Origin of the sequence: Agromyces excoecariae (assembly GCF_051715505.1) — a bacterium.
Classification (GTDB): Bacteria; Actinomycetota; Actinomycetes; order Actinomycetales; family Microbacteriaceae; genus Agromyces.
In genome coordinates this window covers 38,566-63,377 of record NZ_JBPSLA010000009.1, presented here as the reverse complement: position 1 = coordinate 63,377, position 24,812 = coordinate 38,566, and the positions used below count along the sequence as shown (strand labels likewise).

Annotated in this window: 26 protein-coding genes and 1 tRNA gene; 18 read left to right on the top strand and 9 right to left on the bottom strand. The window is 70.2% G+C overall.

Annotated features, from left to right (window positions below; genetic code table 11):
- The first annotated feature begins 58 nt into the window (after window positions 1-58).
- From ACSJD1_RS09755 to ACSJD1_RS09735, 5 genes are all read left to right on the top strand, one after another.
- A complete protein-coding gene (locus ACSJD1_RS09755; RefSeq protein ID WP_438855115.1) occupies window positions 59-748 on the top strand; it encodes an FtsB family cell division protein in 690 nt (229 codons plus the stop codon).
- Complete coding sequence (locus ACSJD1_RS09750; RefSeq protein WP_438855114.1) at window positions 745-1,281, top strand: DUF501 domain-containing protein; 537 nt, start codon at window positions 745-747, stop codon at window positions 1,279-1,281. Before ACSJD1_RS09755 ends, ACSJD1_RS09750 begins: the two co-directional genes overlap by 4 nt.
- Entirely contained in the window at window positions 1,278-2,597 is a 1,320-nt protein-coding gene (locus ACSJD1_RS09745; RefSeq protein WP_438855113.1) for a S8 family serine peptidase, read from the top strand. The genes ACSJD1_RS09750 and ACSJD1_RS09745 overlap by 4 nt, the downstream gene beginning before the upstream one ends.
- A gap of 37 nt (window positions 2,598-2,634) precedes the next feature.
- Complete coding sequence (locus ACSJD1_RS09740) at window positions 2,635-4,056, top strand: NAD(P)/FAD-dependent oxidoreductase (protein WP_438855112.1); 1,422 nt, start codon at window positions 2,635-2,637, stop codon at window positions 4,054-4,056.
- A gap of 45 nt (window positions 4,057-4,101) precedes the next feature.
- A tRNA-Leu gene (locus ACSJD1_RS09735) sits at window positions 4,102-4,175 on the top strand.
- Between the two features lie 41 nt (window positions 4,176-4,216).
- Here the strand turns inward: ACSJD1_RS09735 and ACSJD1_RS09730 are convergent.
- Window positions 4,217-5,350, bottom strand: a complete 1,134-nt coding sequence (locus ACSJD1_RS09730; protein ID WP_438855111.1) for a tyrosine-type recombinase/integrase — start codon at window positions 5,348-5,350, stop codon at window positions 4,217-4,219.
- Between the two features lie 708 nt (window positions 5,351-6,058).
- Between ACSJD1_RS09730 and ACSJD1_RS09725 the strand changes: the two genes are divergently transcribed.
- The 4 genes from ACSJD1_RS09725 to ACSJD1_RS09710 all read left to right on the top strand — a co-directional run bounded on the left by ACSJD1_RS09725 (window position 6,059) and on the right by ACSJD1_RS09710 (window position 8,743).
- The gene (locus ACSJD1_RS09725) at window positions 6,059-6,733 is read left to right on the top strand and encodes a hypothetical protein (RefSeq protein WP_438855110.1); all 675 of its coding nucleotides are present in this window, start codon (window positions 6,059-6,061) and stop codon (window positions 6,731-6,733) included.
- A gap of 151 nt (window positions 6,734-6,884) precedes the next feature.
- Window positions 6,885-7,868: an Abi family protein gene (locus ACSJD1_RS09720; protein ID WP_438855109.1), complete on the top strand. Its 984-nt coding sequence runs from the start codon at window positions 6,885-6,887 to the stop codon at window positions 7,866-7,868.
- Between the two features lie 62 nt (window positions 7,869-7,930).
- Window positions 7,931-8,344, top strand: a complete 414-nt coding sequence (locus ACSJD1_RS09715) for a hypothetical protein (protein WP_438855108.1) — start codon at window positions 7,931-7,933, stop codon at window positions 8,342-8,344.
- Window positions 8,345-8,407: 63 nt separating this feature from the next.
- Entirely contained in the window at window positions 8,408-8,743 is a 336-nt protein-coding gene (locus ACSJD1_RS09710; RefSeq protein ID WP_438855107.1) for a hypothetical protein, read from the top strand.
- Between the two features lie 357 nt (window positions 8,744-9,100).
- Here ACSJD1_RS09710 and ACSJD1_RS09705 read toward each other — a convergent pair whose 3' ends face one another.
- The 3 genes from ACSJD1_RS09705 to ACSJD1_RS09695 all read right to left on the bottom strand — a co-directional run bounded on the left by ACSJD1_RS09705 (window position 9,101) and on the right by ACSJD1_RS09695 (window position 11,698).
- The gene (locus tag ACSJD1_RS09705; protein WP_438855106.1) at window positions 9,101-9,883 is read right to left on the bottom strand and encodes a CPBP family intramembrane glutamic endopeptidase; all 783 of its coding nucleotides are present in this window, start codon (window positions 9,881-9,883) and stop codon (window positions 9,101-9,103) included.
- Between the two features lie 334 nt (window positions 9,884-10,217).
- The gene (locus ACSJD1_RS09700) at window positions 10,218-10,424 is read right to left on the bottom strand and encodes a cold-shock protein (protein ID WP_353815742.1); all 207 of its coding nucleotides are present in this window, start codon (window positions 10,422-10,424) and stop codon (window positions 10,218-10,220) included.
- Between the two features lie 347 nt (window positions 10,425-10,771).
- Window positions 10,772-11,698 carry a Ppx/GppA phosphatase family protein gene (locus tag ACSJD1_RS09695; protein ID WP_438855105.1) on the bottom strand — a complete coding sequence of 309 codons (927 nt, stop codon included), beginning with the start codon at window positions 11,696-11,698 and terminating at the stop codon, window positions 10,772-10,774.
- A gap of 133 nt (window positions 11,699-11,831) precedes the next feature.
- On the opposite strand from ACSJD1_RS09695, the gene ACSJD1_RS09690 reads away from it, so the two are divergent.
- Genes ACSJD1_RS09690 through ACSJD1_RS09675 form a run of 4 tightly spaced genes read left to right on the top strand, consistent with a single transcriptional unit; the run spans window position 11,832 to window position 16,319 of the window.
- Window positions 11,832-12,419, top strand: coding sequence for a TetR/AcrR family transcriptional regulator (locus tag ACSJD1_RS09690; protein ID WP_438855178.1), 588 nt, complete (start codon window positions 11,832-11,834; stop codon window positions 12,417-12,419).
- A complete protein-coding gene (locus tag ACSJD1_RS09685) occupies window positions 12,416-13,717 on the top strand; it encodes an MFS transporter (protein WP_438855104.1) in 1,302 nt (433 codons plus the stop codon). The genes ACSJD1_RS09690 and ACSJD1_RS09685 overlap by 4 nt, the downstream gene beginning before the upstream one ends.
- Window positions 13,714-14,964: an alanine racemase gene (locus ACSJD1_RS09680; RefSeq protein WP_438855103.1), complete on the top strand. Its 1,251-nt coding sequence runs from the start codon at window positions 13,714-13,716 to the stop codon at window positions 14,962-14,964. Before ACSJD1_RS09685 ends, ACSJD1_RS09680 begins: the two co-directional genes overlap by 4 nt.
- Window positions 14,961-16,319, top strand: a complete 1,359-nt coding sequence (locus ACSJD1_RS09675; RefSeq protein ID WP_438855102.1) for a D-arabinono-1,4-lactone oxidase — start codon at window positions 14,961-14,963, stop codon at window positions 16,317-16,319. Before ACSJD1_RS09680 ends, ACSJD1_RS09675 begins: the two co-directional genes overlap by 4 nt.
- Here the strand turns inward: ACSJD1_RS09675 and ACSJD1_RS09670 are convergent.
- Both ACSJD1_RS09670 and ACSJD1_RS09665 read right to left on the bottom strand, forming a co-directional pair.
- Complete coding sequence (locus ACSJD1_RS09670) at window positions 16,294-17,028, bottom strand: ABC transporter permease (protein WP_438855101.1); 735 nt, start codon at window positions 17,026-17,028, stop codon at window positions 16,294-16,296. The genes ACSJD1_RS09675 and ACSJD1_RS09670 overlap by 26 nt on opposite strands.
- On the bottom strand, window positions 17,025-17,849 hold the full coding sequence (locus tag ACSJD1_RS09665; protein ID WP_438855100.1) for an ABC transporter ATP-binding protein: 825 nt from the start codon (window positions 17,847-17,849) through the stop codon (window positions 17,025-17,027). Before ACSJD1_RS09665 ends, ACSJD1_RS09670 begins: the two co-directional genes overlap by 4 nt.
- A gap of 133 nt (window positions 17,850-17,982) precedes the next feature.
- On the opposite strand from ACSJD1_RS09665, the gene ACSJD1_RS09660 reads away from it, so the two are divergent.
- Entirely contained in the window at window positions 17,983-18,549 is a 567-nt protein-coding gene (locus ACSJD1_RS09660; RefSeq protein ID WP_400999641.1) for a LemA family protein, read from the top strand.
- A 6-nt stretch (window positions 18,550-18,555) separates the two neighbouring features.
- Window positions 18,556-19,428 carry a M48 family metalloprotease gene (locus ACSJD1_RS09655; RefSeq protein WP_438855099.1) on the top strand — a complete coding sequence of 291 codons (873 nt, stop codon included), beginning with the start codon at window positions 18,556-18,558 and terminating at the stop codon, window positions 19,426-19,428.
- Here the strand turns inward: ACSJD1_RS09655 and ACSJD1_RS09650 are convergent.
- Window positions 19,425-20,657, bottom strand: a complete 1,233-nt coding sequence (locus tag ACSJD1_RS09650; RefSeq protein ID WP_438855098.1) for a winged helix-turn-helix domain-containing protein — start codon at window positions 20,655-20,657, stop codon at window positions 19,425-19,427. The two genes, ACSJD1_RS09655 and ACSJD1_RS09650, sit on opposite strands and share 4 nt — an antisense overlap.
- 71 nt (window positions 20,658-20,728) lie before the next feature.
- Between ACSJD1_RS09650 and ACSJD1_RS09645 the strand changes: the two genes are divergently transcribed.
- On the top strand, window positions 20,729-21,967 hold the full coding sequence (locus tag ACSJD1_RS09645) for an AI-2E family transporter (protein ID WP_438855097.1): 1,239 nt from the start codon (window positions 20,729-20,731) through the stop codon (window positions 21,965-21,967).
- Window position 21,968: 1 nt separating this feature from the next.
- On the top strand, window positions 21,969-23,252 hold the full coding sequence (gene ilvA / locus ACSJD1_RS09640; protein WP_438855096.1) for a threonine ammonia-lyase: 1,284 nt from the start codon (window positions 21,969-21,971) through the stop codon (window positions 23,250-23,252).
- A 75-nt stretch (window positions 23,253-23,327) separates the two neighbouring features.
- On the opposite strand, the gene greA is transcribed toward ilvA, so the two are convergent.
- Complete coding sequence (gene greA / locus ACSJD1_RS09635) at window positions 23,328-23,819, bottom strand: transcription elongation factor GreA (protein ID WP_438855095.1); 492 nt, start codon at window positions 23,817-23,819, stop codon at window positions 23,328-23,330.
- A 60-nt stretch (window positions 23,820-23,879) separates the two neighbouring features.
- On the bottom strand, window positions 23,880-24,365 hold the full coding sequence (locus ACSJD1_RS09630) for a DUF4307 domain-containing protein (RefSeq protein ID WP_438855094.1): 486 nt from the start codon (window positions 24,363-24,365) through the stop codon (window positions 23,880-23,882).
- A 114-nt stretch (window positions 24,366-24,479) separates the two neighbouring features.
- Here ACSJD1_RS09630 and ACSJD1_RS09625 point away from each other — a divergent pair, with 114 nt between their 5' ends.
- The gene (locus ACSJD1_RS09625) at window positions 24,480-24,803 is read left to right on the top strand and encodes a hypothetical protein (protein WP_438855093.1); all 324 of its coding nucleotides are present in this window, start codon (window positions 24,480-24,482) and stop codon (window positions 24,801-24,803) included.
- Window positions 24,804-24,812 lie beyond the last annotated feature (9 nt).

Here is a 24,812-nt window from a genome sequence, read left to right as displayed (position 1 = left end):
ACGACGGGGGTGGCCGGTGGCCGCCCCCGTCGGTCGTTTCCAGGAGGTGAGGAGGACGATGAACGCTGCACGTCGTCCCTCCCGTCCTGGGCGAACGGATTCCGGTGTCGCGAACCCGACGGTCGCGAGCCGGGCGTCGGCGACGCCGAAGGCGGGCAAGCCGCCGCGCGCGAACTCGAGGCCCACGCGTTCGGAGCCCGCCGGTTCCAAGCCCGCCGGTTCCAAGCGCGCGCCGCGTCCGTCGATCCGCCAGGTCGCGGAGACCTGGCTCGCCGGCATCCGGTTCTCGGGGTTCTCGATCATCATGATGGGCGTCCTCGTGCTCGCCGTGGTCGTGCTCGCGCCGAGCATCGCGGCGTACGCGGCGCAGCGACAGCAGATCGCCGAGTTGAAGGCCGACGTTGCCCGCCAGGAGGCCGAGGTCGCGCGCCTCACCGACGAACGCGAGCGATGGAACGACGAGACCTTCATCGTGACCCAGGCCCGCGAGCGTCTGTACTACGTGCTTCCGGGCGAGATCAGCTACCTCGTCATCGACGACCGCGATCCGGCCGCCGCGGTCTCCGCAGACCGCGCGGTGTCCGCCGAGGTGACCGAGGCGCGAGGCGACTGGATGCAGACCATGCTCCGATCGGTGATGACCGCCGGGCTCGCTCCGAGTGCGACGGATGGCGCGGCGACGGCGCCCGAGCCGGCCGGCACCGAACCCGATCCGTCCGACCAGCCCGCCGACGAGGGGAACCGATGACCCGCCCGCCGTTCGAACCCGTGACCGACCGCGACCTGCGGATCGTGTCGGCGCAGCTCGGCCGACCCGCGCGCGACGTCGTGGGCATCGCGGCGCGCTGCGTGTGCGGAGCGCCCACGGTCGTCTCGACGCGCCCGCGGCTCTCGGACGGCACGCCGTTCCCGACCTTCTACTACCTGACGCATCCGGTGGCGACGGCCGCGATGTCGTTCCTCGAGGCGGCGCAGCTCATGGTCGAGTTCACCGGGCTGCTCGCCGAGGATCCGGAGCTCCGTGAGGCGTATCGCGGCGCGCACGAGCAGTACCTCGCCGACCGGGCGATGTTCGGCGTGGTCGACGAGATCGCCGGCGTGTCGGCGGGCGGCATGCCGACCCGGGTCAAGTGCCTGCACGCGCTCGCCGGTCACGCACTCGCCGCCGGCCCCGGGGTGAACCCGATCGGCGACCTCGCGCTCGAGCGGTCGACCTGGTCGCCCGATGTCTGCCGGTGTCCCGACTACGGCGTCGACGACGTCGAGGAGGCGCCCGCGTGAGTCCGACGCGCAGCCGCCGCGTCCGGCGACCTGAGCGGTCGTCGAGGCTCGCGCGCCGCCGGCAGGTCGTCCGTGCAGGCGTCGGCGCACTCGTCGTCGGAGTGCTCGCGCTCTCCGGGGCCGCGCCGGCTCAGGCCGACACGGTCAGGGACCTCGAGTACTGGCTCACCGACTACGGCTTCACGCAGGCGTGGACGACGTCGCGCGGCGACGGCGTGACCGTCGCGATCATCGACACCGGCGTGAACGGCGACGTCGCCGAGCTGCAGGGCGTCGTGATCGGGGGTACGGATGTCTCGGGCATCGGCTCGCCCGACGGCCAGACGCCCGTCGGCGAGGAGGATGAGCACGGCACGATGGTCGCGTCGCTGCTCGCCGGTCGAGGCACCGGCGAGGGCAACGGCGTGATCGGCGTCGCACCCGACGCCGACCTGCTGACGGCATCGGTCGCCTTCGGCCTCGAGACCGGGGCCGAGAAGACCAACGACGAGCAGATCGCCGAGGCCGTCGTGTGGGCCGTCGACAACGGGGCCGACGTGATCAACATGTCGCTCACGCGGAACACCCCGGACTGGCCGGAGAGCTGGGACGAGGCATTCCTCTACGCGTTCGAGCACGATGTGGTGGTCGTCGCGGCGGCAGGCAACCGCGGGTCGGGGACCACCCAGGTCGGCGCGCCCGCGACCATCCCGGGCGTGCTCGCCGTCGCCGGCGTGGACCGCGACCAGAATGCGAGCTTCGACGCGAGCTCCCAGGGCATCACGATCGCCGTCGCCGCACCGAGCGAGGACCTCGTGGGCGTGCTCCCCGACGGCAGCCACGTCGTATGGTCCGGGACCAGTGCCGCGGCACCGCTCGTGTCGGGGCTCGTCGCGCTCGTGCGCGCCGAGTATCCCGAGCTGGATGCCGCGAACGTGATCAACCGCGTCATCCGCACCGCCGACCCCAAGGGCGAGGAGGTGCCCGGGCCGTTGTACGGGTACGGCATCATCGATCCGGTCGCGGCGCTCACGGCCGAGGTCGAGGCGGTGGAGCAGAATCCGCTGGGCAGCCTCGAGGAGTGGATCCGAGTCCATCGGCGCGCCGACCTCCCGGACCAGGAGGGCTCGGAGAGCACGGACGACCAGGAGATCGTGCCGATCGCCGACCCGCCGCCGCCCCGTGCCGACAGCGCGAAGACCCTGCTGCCGACGCCGTGGACATTGTCTTATATCACGGTGCCGCTCTCGCTGGTCGCCGGGTTTGGTACGCTAGCAGCGCTGTTGGGCATCGGCGCCACTCGGCACATCAGGCGTTCCACGCGGTCCGACGCGTAGGCACGCAGGCATCACAGATCCAAGGAGTCCATTCACCGTGCCCAAGATTCTGATCGTCGGTGGCGGCTATGCGGGGTTCTACACGGCGTGGAAGCTCGAGAAGTGGCTGCGACCCGGCGAAGCCGAGGTGACCGTCGTCGACCCGCTGCCGTACATGACCTACCAGCCCTTCCTCCCCGAGGTGGCCGCGGGTTCGATCGAGGCCCGCCACTCGGTGGTGTCGCTGCGTCGTCACCTGAAGAAGACCAACGTCATCACGGCGAAGGTGACCGGCATCGACCACGCGTCGAAGACCGCGACCATCACGCCCGAGGCGGGCGAGCCGTGGCAGTTCGACTACGACGTCGTCGTGGTCACCGGCGGTGCCGTCTCGCGCACCTTCCCGATCCCCGGCGTCGCCGACCGGGCGTACGGCCTCAAGACGATCGAAGAGGCCGTCGCGATCCGCGACCGCCTGCTCACGAACTTCGACAAGGCCGCGAACCTGCCGGCCGGCCCCGAGCGTGATCGCCTGCTCACCGTCGTCGTGGTCGGCGGCGGCTTCGCCGGCATCGAGGTGTTCGCCGAGCTCCGCTCCTTCGCGAGCGCGCTGCTCGAGTTCTACCCGCAGCTCTCGTTCGACGACACCCACTTCCACCTCATCGAGGCGATGGGCCGCATCATGCCCGAGGTGTCGCTGCCGACGAGCCACTGGGTCATCAAGCACCTGGCTCAGCGCGGCGCCGAGATCCACCTCGACACGCAGCTCACGAGCGCGGTCGACGGCCGGATCGAGCTCTCGACCGGCGAGACCTTCGAGACCGACCTCATCGTGTGGACCGCAGGTGTCATGGCGAATCCGGCCATCGTGCGCACGAGCGACCTGCCCGTCGAGGAGCGCGGCCGCATCAAGGCGCGCCCCGACCTGCGGGTGGGCGACGAGGACGACATCGTTCCCGACGCCTGGGCGGCCGGCGACATCGCCGCGGTCCCCGACCTCACCGGCGGCGGGGTCGGCGGCTACTGCGTGCCGAACGCCCAGCACGCCGTGCGTCAGGGCAAGCTCATGGCGAAGAACATCGTGGCGGTCCTCCGCGGCGAGGAGCCGAAGGACTACATCCACAAGAACCTGGGCGCGGTCGCCGGTCTCGGTATCGGCTCCGGCGCGTTCCAGTCGGGCAAGATCGCGATCACGGGCCTCCTCGCCTGGTTCGCGCACCGTGGCTACCACGGCCTCGCGATGCCCACCTGGGAGCGCAAGTTCCGCGTGTTCTGGGGCTGGTGGAACAACTTCTGGCTCGGCCGCGACATCGTCTCGCTCAGCGCCGTTCAGAACCCCCGCGCCGAGTTCGAGCGGTTCGCCGCCCGTCCGAAGCCGGCCGGCGAGGTCGCCGCCCCGGCCGCCCCGGCGAAGCCGGAGGGCAAGAAGCCCGTCGCGAAGTCCTCGAAGCCGGCACCCAAGGCCGTCGCCGCGAAGTAGGGCGCCTATGCTGTGACGCGGTGCCGGCCTTCGGGTCGGCACCGCGCTCCCGTAGCCCAATCGGCAGAGGCAGGCGACTTAAACTCGCCTCAGTCTGGGTTCGAATCCCAGCGGGAGCACCGTGCCATCCCTCCGCGAGATCCGCGTGATTTCGCGGAATTCAGGGCATCGAGACCGGCGACGGATCGGCCCGTGGCAACGGATTGGCAACAACCGCGGCCGATCGGGCCTGATCGAGGGCGGTCGAGACGGCCTCGAGATCGTCGTCGAACAGCTCGGCGTACACGTCGAGCGTCATCGCCGCCGAGGCGTGCCCCAGCATCCGCTGCACTGCCTTGACGTTCGCGCCGGCGCTGATCGCCAAGCTCGCGGCCGTATGACGTAGGTCATGGGGCGTGAGCCGCGGGAAGTCCGGATCGGCCGTCTGGGCGCGTCGTACGGCCGCGGTGAACCATCCGCGCTGCGAGTGCGGCAGCACCATGTGGGTCGCGCCGTCGCCGAACAGGATGCCGTCGCGGTGCTTGTCCTCGCACATCCGGGCGAGGGGCTCCGACAGGAACGCGGGGTACGGCACGGAGCGCGTGGCATGCGTCTTGGGCGTGCCGACGTGGATGACCCCGTTCACCTTGACGGCGTTCTCCTCGACCTTCACGCGCCGCCGCAGGGCATCGAGGTGCTTGACTCGCAGTCCCGTTGCCTCACCCCAGCGCAGGCCGGTGTAGGCCAGGAACTGCACGAGGGTCGGGTGCGCGGATGCCTCGGCAAGGAGCTGCACCTGCGTGTGGGTGAGGTAGACCTTCGGCTTGCCCGTCTTGCGGGGGAGCGTGAGCCCGCGAGCGGGATTCGCGGCGATCCGCCGATCCTTCACCGCGCCATCCAGCGTTCCGGCGAGGATGCCGTGGGCCCGAAGCACGCTCGTCGCGCTCATCGACCGGCTCAGGTCGGAGACCCAGGCCTGGATCTCGGTGTGCCGGAGGCTGCCGACGGCTCGCTCGGACCACACGGGCGCCACGTGCAGCCGCCACGACGACTCGAGCGGCGCGAATGCCGACGGCTTGAGCACGTGCTGCTGCGACGCCAGCCACTCGGCGCCCAGCGCACCCACGGTGACCCGTGCGGCCGTTGCATCGATGAACTCACCGCGCGCCTTGGAGACCTCGACCTCGGCGAGGAAGAGCTCTGCGTCGCGCTTGGTCTTGAAGCCCCGCTTCTGCCCTTGCGTCCTGTCCGGCTTGCGGAAGAGCACGCGATATCGCCGGCCGCCGGCGACGGCGTAGGCGTGGATGCTACCCACGGCAGCGACCGATCTCGCTCATCATCGACGTCATCCCTGAGACCTTGTGCACGGACTTCAGGCTATCCATCCCGCTGTTGGCCCACCGCCGTCGAGCTCGCGATGCCCGGATATTCTCGCGCTCGCGCGTACTGGTTCTCTTGCTGTTCTTCCTGTTCCTTCCTGCTTCTTTAAGGGGTACGCGTAGTGTCCCCCTGCAGGTACGCTGACTGACCCCCTAAGGGGGTCGGTGGCCGTACCCCTGAGGGGGACGGTGACTGACCCCCTGCGAGGAGTGCGCGGGGGAGTTCTCCACAGGCGGCCGCCTCGACGAACGCGGGCGCTGGTCGAGCGGCGATCGCGCGTCCGCGATCGACCCGGCGCGACGCCGGTCCTCGCCGTCGGCGAAGGGCACTTGGCTGTTCACCGGCCGCGAATAGGTGGACGAACGCTTGGCCCACCTCTTTCCCAGTCCCGCCGCCTCTGCCGGGCTTCGCCCGCTTCCCAACCTCCCCCAGTCATCCTTCGTCTTCCCGGGGGAGGTTGGGAAGTGAAGCAGAGGCGGCGGGCCAGGGAAAGACGTGGATCGGAATCCAGGTGCGCGAGAGTTGAAGCATGGACCGTGGACGAGGAATCAGCCTGGGAGAACAGGGACGACGGATTGGCGGGGCCGACGCGTCCGGTCTCGAACTAGGGTTCAGTGGTGGCATACCCCGGAGCCGGTGAGAAATGTTGACCGCTGACGTCGTCTCCGGTCTGATCGCTGGATCGTGCGAGGAGATCAGCGCAGGTTCCAGGTACGAGATCGACCCAGAGCGGCTGTTCGCCAGAACCGACCGGGGATGGCGCACCTGTATCGGGTTCTTGTGGGCCGCGTTGTTCATCCTCGCCATCGTCGTCTTCCTCTGGTTCGCCCTCTCCGACGGCGACGTCACCGTCATCGTCGGGATACCTGCTCCGGGGCTCCTCATGCTGAGCGTGGGTCTCCTGGTGGGAGCGGCACTCATGCTTCTCCCCAACCTGCATCGAAGGCTGGGGATCATTGCGGCCGACAACGGCGGCGACCTGTTCGTGATGGGTGCGACACCGTTCGCAGGGACGTACCTGGTCGTCACGGAGGACTGCATCGTCGCGTTCGATCGCCACGGGTCGCTGCTCGGCAGGTGGCGTGCGGAAGAGATCGACGCGGTCGCGCTCAAGCAGTTCGGCAACGCAGTCGGCGCCGTGCTCTTCACCCACGACCGCTGCTTCGAGCTCTCCATGTCGGCCAGAGCCGGCGGCCCGCTCGCGCCCGTCTGGTCAACTGGCGGGGCGCTCGGTCGAACACAGCTACGCCAAGCGATCGAGGCGAGCCTGCAACGACGCGGGATCTCGGTCGTCACGAGGGGCTTGGTCCCCGGGTAGCTCGCTCGCGCGACGATCTCTCCAAGCTCCCCTCTCGCTGGAGGATCCCGGTCCGGCCCCGATGTCGGCACGGCGTGCTAGCCTGACTTCATCACGATCAGCCCGCTCGCCTTCTGGCTCGGGCTGATTTTCTTTCCTCTGGAGGTGCGTGGTGGAGTACGGCAAGCCGTGGCTCTCCATCGCCGAGCAGATCGACAAGCTGCAGGACCGGGGCGTGGTGGTCGCCTCCACGGCGCATGCCGCGGCACTGCTTCGTGCGGTCGGCTACTACCGCCTCACCGGCTATCTCTATCCATTCCGCGAGTCGGAGCGGGTTGAACATGGAGACGGAACCGTCCGGGTCCGGATTCACAACCGGTATCGGCCGGGCACAAGTCTCGAGCACGCCGCGTCGCTCATCGATTTCGATCGCAGTCTCCGGCTGCTGGTGCTCGACGGCGTCGAACGCATCGAGGTATCGCTGCGAATGCAGCTCGGATACCAGCTCGGCAAGGTTTCGCCCTTCGCTCACTTGGACCAAGCGTCATTCGTCGAAAGCTTCACCGAGATCTCCACCGACCCGGACACGGGCACACCGACCAGCAAGCACGCTGAGTGGCTCTCCCGCGTTCAGGCGCGTCAGGACAGCTCTGACGAGGCGTTCGTAGCTCATTTCCGAGACAAGTACGACGGCCGGATGCCGATCTGGGCGCTCACCGAGATCCTTGAGATGGGGCACATCGCGCGCCTCTATGCCGGCCTCAACCGGAATCTCGCGTCCGAGATCGCCGAGGCGTACGCGGTGCCGTCGAAGAAGATCATGACGAGCTGGATGGCCAGCGTGAACTACGTTCGCAACGTGGCTGCGCACCACGCTCGCCTCTTCAACAGGAAGCTGGTTTCCGCACCCGCACGCCCACGACCCGGACAGGTTCCACTCCTCGACCATCTTCGCGACGAGACGACGGCGAAGTCCGTATTCGGGGTCTACAACGCCCTCGCGGTCATCGCATACCTGCTCGGAGCGATCGAGCAACGGGACAGCTGGGTCGCGGACCTGAAACGCCTCATGGAACAGTTCCCGGCCCGCGACAACTTCGATACCACCGCGCTGGGCATGCCTCGCGGATGGCGAGACCTCGAAATCTGGCAATAATCCTCGCGCAGAGAAAATCGCGCGACCGAATAGTCCGCCAGCGTTTCGATCAAGGATCGTCCGTGCGCGAACCGGGAGAGACGGTGGAAGTTCGTGCGAGCATGACCGACATGACGACCTGCGACGCGGAGCCGAGACCGCTGACCGAGCTCGAGCGCTCTGTCTTGGCCCGCTTGTTGAGTGTCGACTTCGATGGAGTGGCCGCGCTCCGAGAACAGGCTCGACAAGCGATGGTGCTTGGCATGTGCGTATGCGGGTGTCCCTCGATCGACTTCACGAAGGTCCGTGGGCGGGGCATGATCGTGCGCGTCGACGCGGCGATCCGAGGCACCAACGACAGCGTCTTCTTGTACACGATCCGCGAGAAGGACGGACTCGAGCTTCTTGGCGGGATCGAGTACACCGGTTACGGCGCCACGCTTCCGGGCCAGTTGCCAGCGCCCGACCGAATCTCCTTGGCGGGAATGCGGCGGTGAACTACACGCACGCGGCCAGTGCCGCGTGCGGATGGCCGCGAAGAACTCAGCTACCTTGGCTGAATGGACGACGATGGGTTCGCACAGCAGGAGGCATCGGATCGCCGAGCCATCGAGGCGGTCGAGGATCAGCCACTGCACGACGAGTGGCCGAATGCGGCGATGCGACCCGGCGCTCGCGTGCGGGTCATGAAGGACGAGTCCTGGGACGGTCCGTGGCGCGAAGTGTTCACCGGAGTGGTTGACGCCACGATCGCACCACGGCATATCCGGAATTCGCGGGCGCGGGCTGATGAACTCGAGTACTCGGTGCGGTTCGATGAACCGCAGTTCGATGCGGAAGGCGATGGCCCGTATCGGAAGGCAGTGATCTGGGATCGGTCCCTGGAGAGGTACTGATTCCCCTCACGCAGCGCTTGGGCTCGACGATGCGGTCTGTGGTTTCGCGTCGCGACGCTCGGGATCTCCTCGCGTCGCACCGAGGGATCGATTCCGGCCTCGCCGGTGGCAACAGAATGGCAACAACCGCTCGTGAACGAGGTGGATCCTGCGAATCCAGGACCCCCTCATGTGAGCCGGAATTCCGGGGTTCTCCAGCACTAGCCGCATATCGCCGCGGAACAGTTTCGGGTTCGAATCCCAGCGGGAGCACCGTTCTTCTCACCCCAGGGGCAGCGGAGACGCACACGCCCGGGCACTCCGGCCGCTCGGAATGGGTCTCGAACGCATTGCGCTGGGGAGTGCCTTCACGAACGCTCAGGAGACGGTCGCGTCCGCCTTCTTCCGGTTCCGGATGCTGGAGACGAGGATCACGACGGCGGCGATGCCCGTGATGACGTACATGACGAGTTGAGCGATCGCGGCGGTGGAGTTCAGCGCTCCTCCATCGCCGACCTGGCCGAGGATCGAGAAGTCGACGAGGGCGTGCAGCAGGATCGGGACGACGAGGTTCCCCACCAGCCGCAGCGTGATGTAGAACGACGCACCCGCGATGGTCGCGACCAGGATCTGCGTCATCGTGTCGCCCACGTCGGCGCCGTTCAGGATGGTCACGGCATGCATCACGCCGAAGAGGACCGACGAAACCAGCATCACCACGAACTCGTTCTGGGTGGAACCGCGGAGCGCTCTCACGACGATCCCGCGGAACGTCGTCTCCTCGGCGACGCCGACGAGCAGGACGCCGAGCCCCAGCACGAGCAGGTAGTCGACCCCGCGGGCGCTCCAGTCGTTGCTCGCGATCCTCGCGATGGCGCTCCCGGCCATGATGATGGGGATGATCCACATCCAGGCAGGCAGCCGAGGCACGTCCTGCCGGTAGATCCCACCCCAGGAGCGATTGAGCAGGATCGCGATCACGGTGAAGATCAGCGCGGTCATGCCGACGCGGAAGACCGCTCCGGTCCAGAGGTTCTCCGTCGAGTCGGTGATCGTCTCGTAGTCGACGTCGAAGACGCGCCCCCACACGTACTGCGAGAGCATGAACAGCACGGTGATGACGATCGCGGTGATCCAGGTGGCTCGTACCTTGGAAGACATCGTTGCTCCCTTTGTCTCCGGGCCCGGGGGCCGAACCCGGCAGCATCCATGCGCCTGATGGGCTCGAACGTAGCAGTCCGACCGGGGGCCGCGACGGGAACCGCGCGCTGCGTGTCGCGTCGAGTCCTGCACGGATGCCACGGCACGTCTTCCGGGGCGGATCATGATCCCGGCGGCACGTGCCAGCGGGAGCACCGTGCGCGGGAGCGACGTGCGTCGCATCGGTGCCCGGACGCGGAACGAGCGGATGCCGCGACGGCCTCCTCCGGGGAGGGGCACGTCGCGGCATCCGCTCGTGGATCAGCGGGGTCGCCGCCGATCGGTGCTGCGAGGACTACGCGATGACGCGGATGTTCTCGGCCTGCAGGCCCTTGGGGCCGCGGGCGGTCTCGAACTCGACCTTCTGGTTCTCGTCGAGCGAGCGGAATCCACCCGTCGCGATGGCGCTGAAGTGCGCGAAGACGTCGGCGCTGCCGTCGTCGGGGGCGATGAAGCCGAAGCCCTTGTCGGCGTTGAACCACTTGACGGTTCCGGTTGCCATATTCATTTCCTTCTGTAGTAGCCGAGCCGCTGGAAGCGACTGCGACGTGCACGACTCAGGTCGTGCGATGTTCCGACGGCGATGTCCGCCAACGGACGTGCGGGATGCAGTGGGGGCGTGGTGCCGCGAGCTCGCCCACGGTCGGCGCGATCGTTCGCGCGAGATCCGCGGGAGCGGCCGGGCATGGTCGCCCGGATCGCACCGAGTGATACGGCGGAGGAGATGTGTTCACGTCCCGGGGGGTCTGGTCGACTTCCCAGCCGGGTTTCGCGGGCGATCGCCCACTGCAGATTCCGCAACGCTACCGCGTCCGCATGGGAGAGGTCTGTGAGAGACCCGACGGCGCCTCAGGACAGGCGGTCGATCCGGCGCAGGATGAGGCCCTCGCGGAGGGCCCACGGCGAGACCTCGAGCGTCTTCGCCTTGAACGCGCGCATGGTCTCGGAGAGCACGACGGCCCCGGCGACGATCTGGAACGTCCGGTCGGCGGTGATGCCGGGCAGGTTCGGTCTCGCGTCGGCCGGGATCTTCGCCAGGCGCGGGATCCAGTCGTCGAGGCGTGAGAGCTTCAGGATGCTGCGCTCCTCCGAGCCGACGCCCTCCTCGGTGCTCCCGGCGAGCCGGGCGAGCGACCGGATGGTCTTCGAGGATCCGACCACGTGGTCGACCTCGGGGATGCCGCCGATCTCGTCGACCGTCGAACGCAGGACCGCGCGCGCGTGCGCGCGAAGCGCGTCGACCTGCTCGTCGGTCGGCGGATCGGTGGAGAGGTACTCGATCGTGGAACGGCCGGCACCGAGCGGGACGGACCGGGCGTGGGCCGGGACCTCGTCGCCGCCGTGCGCGATCTCGAGCGAGCCGCCGCCGATGTCGAAGAGCAGGATGCGGCCGGCCGACCATCCGTACCAGCGGCGGACGGCGAGGAAGGTGATCCGGGCCTCGTCGGCGCCGCTCAGGACGTCGAGGTGGATGCCCGCGGCCTCCTCGATCAGGGCGAGCACTTCGGCGCCGTTCGTCGCTTCGCGGATCGCGGAGGTGGCGAACGCGAGCAGCTCGTCGATGCCGGACTCCTCGGCCACGGCGGATGCCTCGTGCACGGCCTCGAGGATCGCGTCGATGCCCTCCTGGCTGATCGACCCGTCGTCGTCGAGGTAGCGCATGAGCCGCAGCACCGCCTTGTGCGAGGCGGCCGGGATCGGTCGCGCACCGGGGTGGGCGTCGACGACCAGCAGGTGGACGGTGTTGGATCCGACGTCGAGAACCCCGAGGCGCATGAGGCGAGCGTACCGGGAGGCTGGTGCGATGCGCGCGGCGCGTGCATACTGGGTCGAATTGGGACGATCGTCCCAGTTCCGCGCCGCGCCCGACGAAGCCGCAGGCGAGGTCGAGAGGAGCGCCGTGTCCCGAATGTCCGCCGCCGAGCGGCGCCCGGCGCTCATCGAGGCGGGCCTGCGCGTCATCGCGCGCGAGGGCATCGCCGGTGCTTCCACGCGGGCGATCGTGGCCGAGGCCGGGATGTCGCTGGCGAGCTTCCACTACGCGTTCGACTCCCGCGACGCGTTCCTCGACGAGCTCATCGCGACCGTCGTCGCGCGCGAGACCCAGGCCGTACTGCCACTTCCCGACGTCGACGGCGACCTGCGCCAGGTCATCGATGCGGCCTTCCGGCGCTACCTCGATCACCTCCGGGCCGATCCGGCGCACGAGCAGGCCATGCTCGAGCTCACGCAGCACGCGCTGCGCGATCCGGAACGGCATCCGGTCGCCGTCGCCCAGTACCGGCAGTACGCCGACCTCGCCGAGCGCGCGCTCACGATCGCCGCCGACCGTGCGGGCGTCGCGTGGCGCGCGCCCGTGTCGGAGGTGGCCCGCGTGCTCATCGCGTTCTCCGACGGCATCACCCTGAACTGGCTCGTCCACCGCGACGACGACGCCGCGCTCGCGGCTTCCCGCGCGGCCGCCGATGCCCTCTCGAGAATGGCGGAACCCCGGTGACCCGTACCCACGACGCCTCGCACACGCCGCCGGGATCGGCCCCGACGGCGGCGCCCGCCGCCGGCTCGTTCGCCGAGCCGACTCGCGCGGTGCGCGCCGGCTGGATGGCTGCGTTCGCCGCCGCGTGGCTCGGCATCTGGATGGCGCAGCTCACGCCCGTGCAACTGCTGCTGCCCGCCCAGATCGACGCCGAGCTGCACCCCGACGACTGGATCGAGAGCGTCGTCGCCTTCGGCGTGGTCTCCGGGATCGCCGCCGTCTTCGTCGTGATCGCCTACCCGTTGACCGGCGCGCTCTCCGACCGCACCACGTCGCGGTTCGGTCGTCGCCGGCCGTGGATCGCCGGCGGCGCCGTGCTCTTCGCGGCGTCGCTCGTGCTGCTCGGCCTCCAACACGAGCTGTGGGCCATCGGACTGGCGTGGGTCGGTGCGACGATCGGATTCTGCGTCATGACCGCTGCGCTGACCGCGACGATCTCCGACCAGGTCCCGGTCGACCAACGCGGCGTGGTCTCGGGGTGGATGTCGGCGCCGCAGGCCGTGGGGATCATCCTCGGCCTCGTGCTCGTCACCATGGTGTTCACGGGCCAGCTCACGGGGTACGCCGTGGTCGCGGCGGCGCTCCTCGTGCTGGCCCTGCCGTTCCTCCTCAGGGCCGAGACGCCGCTCGCCCCCGCCGAGCGGGCACGCGTGAGCGCCCGTGGCATCCTCTCGAGCCTCTGGATCAGCCCGCGTGCGCATCCCGACTTCGGGTGGACCCTCCTGAGCCGCGTGCTCGTCTCGATCGGCAACGCGCTCGGCACGAGCCTGCTGCTCTACTTCCTGATGTTCGGACTCGGCGATCGGAACGCCGAGGACGACCTGCTCGTGCTGACCCTCGTCTACATGGTGTTCGTGATCGTCGCATCGCTGGCGTTCGGCCGGCTCTCCGATGCGCTCGGACGGCGGCGGATCTTCGTGCTCCTCGCATCGGCGCTGCAGGGGGTCGCCGCACTGCTGCTCGCGGTCATGCCGTCGATCGCGGTCGCGATGGTGGCGGCCGGCCTCCTCGGCCTCGCGTACGGGTGCTTCCTCTCGGTCGACCAGGCGCTCGCGACGCAGGTGCTCCCGGACCCCGCGTCGCGCGGCAAGGACCTCGGCATCATGAACATCGCGACCGCCGTGCCCCAGTCGGTCGGCCCGCTGCTCGGCGCGCTCGCCGTCGCGGCGACGGGCTCGTTCACGCTCGTCTTCGCACTCGGTGCGGCGTTCGCGTTCGCCGGTGCGGTCGCGGTCTCGCGGGTGCGGAGCGTCCGATGAAGGCCGAGCTCGACCTGCGCCCGGTCGCGTCCGCCCGGCCCTGGCTCGAGCCGTCCGCCCACTGGCCGGCGCTCACCGAGGCGACGCGGCACCTCGATGCGCCCGTCGGGGCGCTGCACGTCGGCGCCCTCCGGTGGAACGCCCACGAGATGGTGCGCCGCGCCGCGGGCACGCCGATCCGCGTCGCGACGAAGTCCGTGCGAGTCCGCGCGGTCGTCGAGGCCCTCCTCGACCTCCCCGGATACCGGGGCGTGCTCGCGTTCACGCTCGCCGAGGCGATCTGGCTGGCCGAGCGGATGCCGCAGCTCGACGACCTCGTCGTCGGCTATCCCACGGCGGAGGCCGCGGGCATCCGGAGGCTCGCCACCGATCCCGACCTGGCGCGGCGCATCACGCTCATGGTCGACGCACCCGCGCAGCTCGACCTCGTGGACGCCGTCCTCCCGCCGGCGAGGCGCGAGGAGATCCGGGTGTGCCTCGAGCTCGACGCCTCGTGGCACGCGCCGGTGCTCGGCCACCTCGGAGTCCGGCGATCGCCGGTGCACGAGCCGGAGGACGCGGAGGCGCTCGCCGCGTACATCGCCGGGCGCCCCGGCTTCCGCCTCGTGGGCGTGATGGCGTACGAGGCGCAGGTGGCCGGCGTCGCGAACGCGCCGCGCGGCCGCCCGGTCGACGGCGCCGTGAACCGCTGGATGCAGTCCCGTTCGATGCCCGAACTCGTCGAACGCCGCGCGCGGGCCGTCGCGGCGGTGCGGCGCCACGCCGACCTCCAGTTCGTCAACGGCGGCGGAACCGGCTCCCTTGAGGCGACGGCCGCCGACCCGACGGTCACCGAGCTCGGCGCCGGGTCGGGCATCCTCGCCGGCCACCTCTTCGACGGCTATGCCCACTTCACGCCCGCACCGGCGGCCGCCGTCGGGCTCGACGTCGTGCGGTCGCCGAGCCCCCGCCACGCGACGATCCTCGGCGGCGGCTGGGTGGCGTCCGGCCCGCCGGGCCCCGACCGGCTGCCCCGCATCGCCTGGCCCGAGGGGCTGCGGATGCTGCCGCGGGAGGGCGCCGGCGAGGTGCAGACCCCGGTGACGGGTCACGGCGGGGCGCTGCCGCGGCCCGGCGACCGGATCTGGCTTCGGCACACCAAGTCGGGCGAGCTCGCCGAGCACCTGAACGAGTTCGCGCTCGTCGACGGCGACGAGGTCGTCGGCACCGTGCCGACGTACCGTGGAGAGGGGAAGGCGTTCCTGTGACCGCGAGTGGAGCAGTATGGCGCAACTGGGGGCGCACCGCCGCCGTGCGTCCGAATCGGATCGAGCGTCCGGCCGACGAGGGAGCCGTGCAGCGCGCGGTCGTCGCGGCCGAGGGGCGGCGCATCAAGCCCGTCGGCTCGGGCCACAGCTTCACCGCGATCGCGGCGGCCCCCGACATCCAGCTCGACCTCGCCGATCTCTCGGGTGTTCGCGCGGCGGATCCGGCCACCGGGCGCGTCTCGCTCGGCGCCGGCACCCCGCTGCATCGGCTCCCGCACCTGCTCGCGCCGTACGGGCTCGCGATGCCGAACATGGGCGACATCGACCGGCAGACGATCTCGGGGGCGACCTCGACGGGCACGCACGGCACCGGGATCGGCTTCGGCGGCCTCGCCACCCAGATCGTCGCCGCGCGGCTCGTGACCGGCGCGGGCGAACTCATCACGGTGAGCGAGACCGAACGGGCCGAACTGCTGCCCGCGGTGCGGGTCGGCCTCGGCGCGCTCGGCGTGATCACCGAGCTCACGCTCCAGCTCGTGCCGCGCTTCGTGCTGCATGCCGTCGAGCGGACCGAACCGCTCGACGAGGTGCTCGACGAGTGGATGCCGCGGGTCCGCGAGCACGACCACTTCGAGTTCTACTGGTTCCCGCACACCGCGACCGCCCTGACGAAGACGAACACGCGGCTGCCGGGCGACGCCCACCGCACGCCGCTCGGCCGCGCCGAGCGCTGGCTCTCGGACGAGGTGCTCGCGAACGGCGTCTACCGCGCCATGTGCGCGCTCGGCCGGATCGCGCCCCCGGTCACGCCCCCGCTCGCACGACTCGTCGACCGGTTCACGGGCAACCGCGACTTCAGCGACTTCTCGCCGAACGTCTTCACGACGAACCGGTCCGTACGGTTCCGCGAGATGGAGTACGCGATCCCGCTCGAGGCGATCCCCGAGGCGTTCCGCGCCATCCGCTCGCTCATCGCGGCGCGCGGATGGCGCATCAGCTTCCCGGTCGAGGTGCGGGCCGCGGCATCCGACGGGAACTGGCTCTCGACCGCCTACGGGCGGGAGACGGGCTACATCGCGGTGCACCGGTACTTCCGCGAGGACCCGACGGAGTACTTCGCCGGCGTCGAGGAGATCATGCGCTCCTTCGGCGGGCGACCGCACTGGGGCAAGATGCACACGCAGACGGCCGAGTCGCTCCGCGAGGCGTACCCGCGCTTCGACGACTTCCTCGCGGTGCGCGATCGGCTCGATCCCGACCGGCGCTTCTCGAACCCGCACCTCGATCGCGTGCTCGGCGGCGGCGAGGGTCGCAGCGGGCGGTCGGAGGTCAGGGCGTTCGACGGCGCAGCGTGATCGAGCCGAGCACGATCGAGCCGACGATCCACGCACCGATCACGAGGACCTTGCCCCAGATCCACGCGGCATCCTCGGAGCCGTCGGCGACGGCCGTGAGCGCATCGATGGCGAAGCTCAGAGGAAGTGCGTCGCCGATCGCCTGGAGCACCTCGGGCAGCTGATCGCGGGGCAGGAAGATGCCGCCCAGCAGGATCTGCGGGAACACGAGCACCGGCATGAACTGGACCACCTGGAACTCGGTGCGCGCGAACGCGCTCGCCAGGAGCCCGAGCGACGTGCCGAGCAGGGCGTCGGCGACCGCGACCGCGAAGAGGAGCCAGACCGACCCCTCGATCTCCAAGCCGCACACCCACACGGCCCAGGACACCGCGATGGCGGTCTGGAAGATCGCGAGCAGGCCGAATGCGAGCGCGTACCCGAGGATGAAGTCTCCCTTGCCGAGCGGCATCGAGAAGAGCCGCTCGAGCGTGCCCGTCCGCCGCTCGCGCAGCGTCGCGATGCTCGTGACGAGGAACATCACGATGAACGGGAACAGCGCGATCATCGCCGGGCCGATGTCGGCGAACACGTCGGTGTCGGTGAAGATCCAGGCGACGAGGCCGATCAGCAGGCTCGGCACGACGAGCAGGAGCCCGATCGTGCGAGGGTCGTGGCGGATCTGGCTCAGGACCCGACCGGCGGTGGCGAGGGTGCGCACGGGGGTCATCGCGGCGCCTCCTCGTCGGTCATCGGGGTGGTCGCACGCTCGATGAGCGTGAGGAACGCGGTCTCCATGTCGTCGGTGCCGGTCGCGGCGAGCACGCTCGCGACGGACGCGTCGGCGAGCAGTTCGCCGTTGCGCATGAGCAGCAGCTGGTCGCAGCGCTTGGCCTCGTCCATGACGTGGCTCGAGACGATGAGCGTCGCGCCCTCGCCGGCGAGCTGGTGGAAGAGCTCCCACAGCTCGACCCTGAGCACCGGGTCGAGCCCGACGGTCGGCTCGTCGAGCACGAGCAGTTCGGCGTCGCCGAGGAGCGCCGTGGCGAGGGAGACCCGGCTGCGCTGCCCGCCCGAGAGCGATCCGGCCAGGCGACGCTCGACGTCGCCGAGGTGCGTCCGCGCGATCGCCTCGTCGACCTTGGCCCTCGGCACGCCGAGCACGCGCGCGAAGTACGCGAGGTTCTGGCGCACTGTGAGGTCGTCGTAGACGCTCGGCTGCTGCGTGACGTAGGCCACGCGGCTGCGGAGCTCGCGAGAACCGGCCGGAAGGCCGAGCACCTCGACGGTGCCCGACTGCACGACCTGCACGCCGACGATCGAGCGCATGAGCGTCGTCTTGCCGCTGCCGCTCGGGCCGAGGAGGCCCACGATCCGGCCTCGCTGCACCGAGAGCGAGAGCCCGTGGAGCACGGGCGTCTTCGCACGCCGGACGTGGAGGTCGCGGATCACGATGACGGCATCGTCGGCATCGGCTCCCGGGGAGGGCGGAACGGCCACCGACTCGGTGGGGGCGCGATGCCGTGCGTGCGGCGACGAGGACTCGTCCACAGGGCCGAGCCTACGCCCCGGAGGGGCGCCTCCGCTCGCTTCGAGTCTCATGGGAAACCCGGCGCGTCGCAGGGTCGATCGATAGGATTGAGCGTCCAGTGAATTCGTCGCCGAAGCCTCAGGAGTCCCCGCCATGGAATGGCTGATCCCGCTCATCATCGTCGTCGTCCTCGTCCTGGTGATCGGCATCTACCTGTGGGCGACCTACAACTCGCTCGTCACGCTCAACGTGCGGGTCGACGAGGCCTGGAGCGACATCACCGTCCAGTTGAAGCGTCGAGCCGACCTCATCCCGAACCTCATCGAGGCCGTGAAGGGCTACGCCGCCCACGAGAAGGCGGTCTTCGAGAACGTGACGAAGGCGCGCGCCGAGACGCTCTCCGCGAGCGGGCCCGCCGAGGCATCCGCCGCAGAGAACCACATGCAGCAGGCCCTCAAGTCGATCTTCGCGGTGGCCGAGGCCTACCCCCAGCTGCAGGCGAGCCAGAACTTCCTGCAGCTGCAGTCCGAGCTGGTCGACACCGAAGACAAGATCCAGGCGTCGCGCCGGTTCTACAACGGCGGCGTGCGCGAGCTCAACACCAAGATCAAGGTCTTCCCGAACACGCTGTTCGTGCGCGGCCTCGGCTTCCACGAGCGCGATTTCTTCGAGGTGACGGAGGCGGCGGCGATCGCCGAGCCCCCGCGCGTGCAGTTCTAGCCGCCGATGTACCGAGCGATCGCCCGGAACAAGCGCAACTCCGTCTTCACGATCCTGCTCTTCCTCGCCATCGTCGGCGGGCTGGGCTATCTCGCCGCGGTGATCTACCAGGACCTCACGATCGTGGTGATCACGCTCGTCATCGCGACGGCGTACGCGCTCTTCCAGTACTTCACCGCCGACCGGCAGGCACTGGCGATGTCGGGGGCCGTCGAGATCCACAGCGTGTCGGAGCATCCGCGGCTGTGGCGGACGGTCGAGAACCTCTCGATCACGACGGGCACGCGGATGCCGCGCGTGTTCGTGATCTCCGACCCCGCGCCGAACGCGTTCGCGACGGGGCGCGACCCCGAGCACGCGGTCGTCGCGGCGACGACGGGCCTGCTCGAGATCATGGATGACTCAGAACTCGAGGGCGTCATGGCCCACGAGCTCGGCCACGTCCGGAACTACGACATCCGGCTGTCGATGATCGTGTTCGGCCTCGTCGTGGCCGTCGGCTTCATCTCCGACATGTTCGTGCGCATGGCCTTCTTCGGCCGCAACAACAACGGCAACCCGGTGGTCATGATCTTCGGCCTCGTGGCCATGCTCATCGCCCCGCTCGTGGCGAGCCTCGTGCAGCTCGCCATCTCGCGGCAGCGCGAGTACCTGGCGGATGCCACGGGCGCGATGACGACCCGACACCCCGATGCGCTCGCCCGCGCACTGCTGAAGCTCGAGCAGTACGGGCGCCCGATGCGGCGGCAGAACTCGTCGATGGCGCACCTCTGGATCGCCGACCCGCTGAAGCCGGGGGTCATCGACCGACTGTTCGCGACCCACCCGCCGATCCCCGAGCGGGTCCAGCGGCTCCACGAGATGGGCCGCAGCTTCTAGGTCGCCACCGCGGCGGTCGACGAACCCCCGAGCACGGCCGTCAGGGCGGGGGACAGGTCGCCGCGGCCCGCGACCACGACCTCGTCGAGACCCTGCCACGCCGCGGCCTCGTGCAGTACGGGCGCGAGTCGCTCCGCCAGCTCGGGCGGCGCGCCGTCTTCGGCCCACGCCGACTGCACCCGGAGCACGCCCGCCTTGCGGTCGCTCTTCAGGTCGACGCGGCCGACCACCCGATCGTCGACGAGCACCGGGAGCGAGTAGTAGCCGAACTTCCGCTCCGGCTCGGGGGTATAGATCTCGATGCGGTAGTGGAAGTCGAACAGGCGCTCGGTTCGCGGACGGAACCACACCACGGGGTCGAACGGCGAGAGGAGCGCGACGCCCTCGATGCGGCGCGGCTTGCGGGCGTCGCGATGCACCCAGGCCGGCGCCGGGCGACCGCCGCTGCCCCACCCCGACACCTCGACCGGCACGAGCACGCCCGCATCGACGAGCTCGGCGATCGCGGGGCGCACCTCGGCCTGGCGCATGCGCCAGTAGTCGGCCAGGTCGGCCGAGGTCGCGATGCCGAGCGCCGCCGCGGCCCGGTCGACGAGCATCCGGATCGCGTCGGGCTCGGCGGGCCCGTGCTCGAGCAGGTGCGGTTCGAGCGCCTGCTCGGGGAGTGCGTACACGCGCTCGAAGCGCCGGCGCTCGACGCAGACGACCTCGCCGGTGCGGAACATCCACTCGAGCGTGCGCTTGGCGTCGGACCAGCCCCACCACGGGCCGCGTCGCCCGTTCGCGTCGTGCTCGATCGCGCTCGCCGGCATGGGCCCGTTCGCGGCGAGCTCGGCACGAAGCCATGCCGCGAGCTCATGGTTCTCGCTCAGCCAACCGCCCCACTCCGACTTGCCCTCGCGGCGGTACTCCGCGCGACGGAACTCGAACAGCGGCCACAGTTCGCGCGGGATGAACGCCGCCTGATGCGCCCAGTACTCGACGAGGCGCCCACGGCGCCCCCACGCCATGCGATCGAGCTGCTCGCGGTCGTACCGCCCGAGCCGACTGAACGCCGGGAGGTAGTGGCTGCGCTCGAACACGTTGACCGAGTCGATCTGCAGGAGCCCGAGCCGAGCGACGACGCCGGCGAGCTGCCGGGTGCCGGGCGTCGGCGGCGCCGGTCGGCCGAAACCCTGGGCGGCGAGCGCGATGCGTCGTGCGAGGGCGGGTGAGAGCTGGTCGACCATGGTGCATCGACCCTAGCGGCGACCGCAGACACATGGCCGCCCGAGCATGGGTCCGCGCCTAGACTGTGACGGTGAGCGAGGCGAAGGGGACCTCGCGTGCTCGGCGGGCACGCGTGCGTCGATCCTCCACGTCCGAGAGAGCCGCCGAGCGGGCCGCGCAGCGCGACGCCGAGCCGGTGCGCGACGCCGCGGCATCCGTGCCCTATGCGATGCGCGTGGCGGCCGCCTGGTCGTGGCGACTGCTGCTCGTGGGCGGCGTCCTCGCCGTCGTGATCTTCCTGATCATCCAGCTCCGGTTGGTGATCGTCCCCGTTCTCGTCGCCCTGCTCATCTCGGCGCTGCTCGTGCCGTTCTCCGAGTTCCTGCAGCGGCACCGCTGGCCGAAGGGGCTCGCGGTCGCGGCCTCGATGGTCGCGACGCTCGCCTTCGTCGGCGGGCTGCTCACCCTCGGCATCTCGCAGATCGTGCGTGGCTCCGCCGACCTGGCCGACCAGAGCGTCGTCGCCTGGGAGGACTTCCGCACGTGGCTCCTGGACGGGCCGCTGCACGTCACCAGCGACCAGATCGACCAGTTCGTGCAGCAGGCCGTCGACACCGCGCAGTCGCAGAGCGGCGTGCTCGTCTCGGGGGCGTTGTCGGTCAGCTCCTCCATCGGTCACTTCCTGGCCGGTCTGCTGCTCGCCCTCTTCGCCACGCTCTTCATCCTGATCGACGGTCGCGGCATCTGGGACTGGATCATCGGGATCTTCCCGCGCCGGGCGCGTGCCGCGATCGACGGCGCCGGCCGGTCGGGCTGGGCGACGCTGGAGAACTTCGTCCGCGTCCAGATCTTCGTCGCGGGCATCGACGCCGTCGGCATCGGGGTCGGCGCGCTGCTGCTCGGCGTGCCGCTCGCGATCCCGATCGCCGTGCTCGTCTTCCTCGGGTCCTTCATCCCGATCGTCGGTGCGGTCGTCACCGGCGCGCTCGCCGTGTTCGTGGCGCTCGTCTACAACGGCTGGGGCATCGCGCTGGCCATGCTCGGCGTCGTCCTGCTCGTGCAGCAGGTCGAAGGACACGTACTCCAGCCCCTCATCATGGGCACGGCGGTCAGGGTCCACCCGCTCGGCGTGGTCGTCGCGGTCGCCACCGGTTCGCTGCTCGCCGGCATCCCCGGAGCGCTCTTCGCCGTGCCGGTCGCGGCGGTCGCCAACGTCATGATCATGTACATCTCGGGCGGCACCTGGAAAGAGGCCGAACCGCCCCCGCCCGCCGAGATCCGATCTCCGCTGTGGCGCACGGTACCGCAGCGACCCGGATACGGACGGTGACATGAACCACGCCCTCGAGACCACCTCCGCAGCGCCGCTCGGAGAACCGGACGCGGCGCTCGCCGGCCCGACCCTCGCGGAGTTCGAGCACGCGCAGCGGACGGTCGCGGCGATCGCGCGCCGGACCCCGATGGAGACCTCGCGATACCTCGGGGCGATCGCCGGGGTGCCCGTGCACCTGAAGTGCGAGAACCTCCAGCGCACGGGGTCGTACAAGCTCCGCGGTGCCTTCAACCGCCTCTCGGCGCTCACCGCCGAGGAGCGGGCGAGGGGCGTCGTCGCCGCGTCGGCCGGCAACCACGCGCAGGGCGTGGCCTACGCGGCGCGCGAACTCGGCATCAGGGCGACGATCTTCATGCCGGTCGGGGTGGCGCTGCCCAAGCTCGAGGCCACGCGCGCCTACGGTGCCGACGTGGTCCTGCGCGGCGACTCGATCGGCGAGACGCTGGAGGCCGCCGCGCGCTTCGCGACCGAGACCGGAGCGACCGTGATCCCTCCGTACGACCACGAGGACGTCATCGCCGGACAGGGCACGCTCGGCCTCGAGATCCTCGAGCAGGCGCCGGATGCCACGACCATCGTCGTGCCGATCGGGGGCGGCGGTCTCGCCGCGGGCATCGCGAGCGCCGCGAAGCAGAAGGCCGCGGCGCTCGGCCGGACCATCCGCGTGATCGGCGTGCAGGCGGAGAACGCCTCGCCGTATCTGCCCTCGCTCGCGTCTGGCGAACCGACGTCGGTGCCCGTCGTACCCACGATCGCCGACGGCATCGCCGTCTACCGGCCCGGCGAACTGAACTTCGAGATCATCCGCGCGGCGATCGACGAGGTCGTCACGGTGACCGAGGACGACATCGCCCGCGCGCTGCTCGTCCTGCTCGAGCGCGCGAAGCTCGTGGTCGAGCCCGCCGGAGCGGTGGGCGTCGCAGCCCTGATGACCGGCAGGGTGCACTCGGACGGGCCGCTCGTCGTCGTGCTCTCGGGCGGGAACATCGACCCGCTGCTCATGCAGCGCGTCATCGCGCACGGGCTCGCGGCATCCGACCGGTACCTGACCCTGCGGATCGGGTTGCCCGATCGCCCCGGCCAGCTGGCGCGCATCTCAGAGCTCCTCGCAGCCGCGAACGCCAACGTCGTGGAGGTGCTGCACACGCGCCACGGCGCGGGGATGCAGATCTCGGAGGTCGCCCTCCAGCTCTCGGTGGAGACACGGGGCCCCGCGCACCGTGAGGAGGTCGTGGCGACCCTTCGTCGTGCCGGGTACGAGCCCGAGATCGTCGCGGAGTGACGCGCGGATGCACCGGAACGTCGAACGGCCCCTCCGTCGTGGAGGGGCCGTTCCGCGTTCGTGAGGGTCAGTGGGTCACTGACCCGACCAGGTGTCGACGCCCGTGATCCGAACGGCGATCTCACGGCCGTTGGGGGCCGTGTACGAGGTGGTGTCGCCGACCTTGAGGCCGAGGATCGCCGCGCCGAGCGGAGACTGCTCGCTGAAGACGTCGAGCTCGGAGTCGCCGGCGATCTCGCGGCTGCCGATGAGGAACCGCTCCTCGTCGCCCGCGACGACGGCGGTGATGACGGTGCCCGACTCGACGACGCCGCTCGACGTGGGGGCCTCGCCGACCTCGGCGTGGCGGAGCAGTTCGGTGAGCTGGCGGATGCGCGCCTCCTGCTTGCCCTGCTCGTCCTTGGCGGCGTGGTACCCGCCGTTCTCCTTGAGGTCGCCCTCCTCACGCGCGGCCTCGATGCGCTTCGCGATCTCTTCGCGGCCGGTGGTGGAGAGGTGCTCGAGTTCGGCGTTCAGGCGGTCGAAGGCCTCCTGAGTGAGCCAGGTGACGGTGGCGTCCTGCGCCATGGTGCACACTCCCGTGAATAGACGTGTCGCCCCAGCGTGTGCCGGGGCGAATCCCCAATTCTACCGAAGCCAGCAGTTGGAGATCAAACCGGTGTTCGCCTCCTGCGCCGTGCGCACGGTCTCGGTGAGGGTCCGCAGCGGGCGGTCGGACGCCGGGATCTCGACGACCTTCCACCCGACGACGGTGAAGTCCTCGTTGTAGGCCTGCACGATGCACGCCGTGGCGTTGCCCGAGGGCACCGAGAGCCGCCAGGTCACCTCGACCGCTCGCGAGTCGAGCAGCTCGTGGCCGAGGTCGGTGGCCTGGACGAGCGGCTTGCTGCCGTCGAGGCCCGCCCAGACCACCCAGGAGACGAGGACCACGGCGAACGCGATCGCGGCCCCGACCAGGACGAAGCGGTCGCGACGACGACGCTCGGGCGTCCGGCCGTACCGGTCAGCGAGGTCGGATGCCGCGGCCGCCTCGGCCGGTGCAGCGGCGTCGGCGGCGGTGCCGTCGAGTGCGGCGTCCTCGGCCGCGGCGTCGGCGGACTCGCGTGGGGGCACCGCGCGGCTCCTTCCCGGGTGGATCGTCTAGGCTTGGCTCCCAGCCTAACCGTCCGTCCCTGAAGGGAATCCGATGCTCGTCGCGCCCGCCGTCATCACTCGCGGAGATCGTCGATGAGCCCCGCGCTCGCGTCGGCGCTCACGTTCGTCGCGGCCGCCGAGGAGGAGTTCGACCCGAACGACGTCACGCCCGGCGTCGTCGGCTTCATCGCGACGATCCTCATCATGGTCGCGGTGCTGCTGCTCGTGATCGACATGGTCCGACGCATCCGCCGGGTGAACTACCGGGCTGAGGCGCGCGAGCGGATCGCGGCCGAGGAGGCCGCCGCGGCCGAAGCCGCCGTCGGCGGCGACGCGCCGGTCGACGGCGCGTCTGCGTCGTCGCTGCCGGACGCCACGGCACCCGATGCTCCGCCGACGGAGCGCGACGAGCGGTAGCGGCGTCGA

Excerpts from the sequence above, each read along its gene's own strand:
- ACSJD1_RS09650 (WP_438855098.1), bottom strand. The coding sequence starts at position 20,657 with ATGGTCGACCAGCTCTCACCCGCCCTCGCACGACGCATCGCGCTCGCC.
- ACSJD1_RS09725 (WP_438855110.1), top strand. The coding sequence starts at position 6,059 with ATGTTGACCGCTGACGTCGTCTCCGGTCTGATCGCTGGATCGTGCGAG.
- ACSJD1_RS09755 (WP_438855115.1), top strand. The coding sequence starts at position 59 with ATGAACGCTGCACGTCGTCCCTCCCGTCCTGGGCGAACGGATTCCGGT.
- ilvA (WP_438855096.1), top strand. The coding sequence starts at position 21,969 with ATGAACCACGCCCTCGAGACCACCTCCGCAGCGCCGCTCGGAGAACCG.
- ACSJD1_RS09710 (WP_438855107.1), top strand. The coding sequence starts at position 8,408 with ATGGACGACGATGGGTTCGCACAGCAGGAGGCATCGGATCGCCGAGCC.
- ACSJD1_RS09700 (WP_353815742.1), bottom strand. The coding sequence starts at position 10,424 with ATGGCAACCGGAACCGTCAAGTGGTTCAACGCCGACAAGGGCTTCGGC.
- ACSJD1_RS09695 (WP_438855105.1), bottom strand. The coding sequence starts at position 11,698 with ATGCGCCTCGGGGTTCTCGACGTCGGATCCAACACCGTCCACCTGCTG.
- ACSJD1_RS09660 (WP_400999641.1), top strand. The coding sequence starts at position 17,983 with ATGGAATGGCTGATCCCGCTCATCATCGTCGTCGTCCTCGTCCTGGTG.
- ACSJD1_RS09670 (WP_438855101.1), bottom strand. The coding sequence starts at position 17,028 with ATGACCCCCGTGCGCACCCTCGCCACCGCCGGTCGGGTCCTGAGCCAG.
- greA (WP_438855095.1), bottom strand. The coding sequence starts at position 23,819 with ATGGCGCAGGACGCCACCGTCACCTGGCTCACTCAGGAGGCCTTCGAC.
- ACSJD1_RS09690 (WP_438855178.1), top strand. The coding sequence starts at position 11,832 with ATGTCCGCCGCCGAGCGGCGCCCGGCGCTCATCGAGGCGGGCCTGCGC.
- ACSJD1_RS09750 (WP_438855114.1), top strand. The coding sequence starts at position 745 with ATGACCCGCCCGCCGTTCGAACCCGTGACCGACCGCGACCTGCGGATC.
- ACSJD1_RS09655 (WP_438855099.1), top strand. The coding sequence starts at position 18,556 with ATGTACCGAGCGATCGCCCGGAACAAGCGCAACTCCGTCTTCACGATC.
- ACSJD1_RS09705 (WP_438855106.1), bottom strand. The coding sequence starts at position 9,883 with ATGTCTTCCAAGGTACGAGCCACCTGGATCACCGCGATCGTCATCACC.
- ACSJD1_RS09625 (WP_438855093.1), top strand. The coding sequence starts at position 24,480 with ATGAGCCCCGCGCTCGCGTCGGCGCTCACGTTCGTCGCGGCCGCCGAG.
- ACSJD1_RS09680 (WP_438855103.1), top strand. The coding sequence starts at position 13,714 with ATGAAGGCCGAGCTCGACCTGCGCCCGGTCGCGTCCGCCCGGCCCTGG.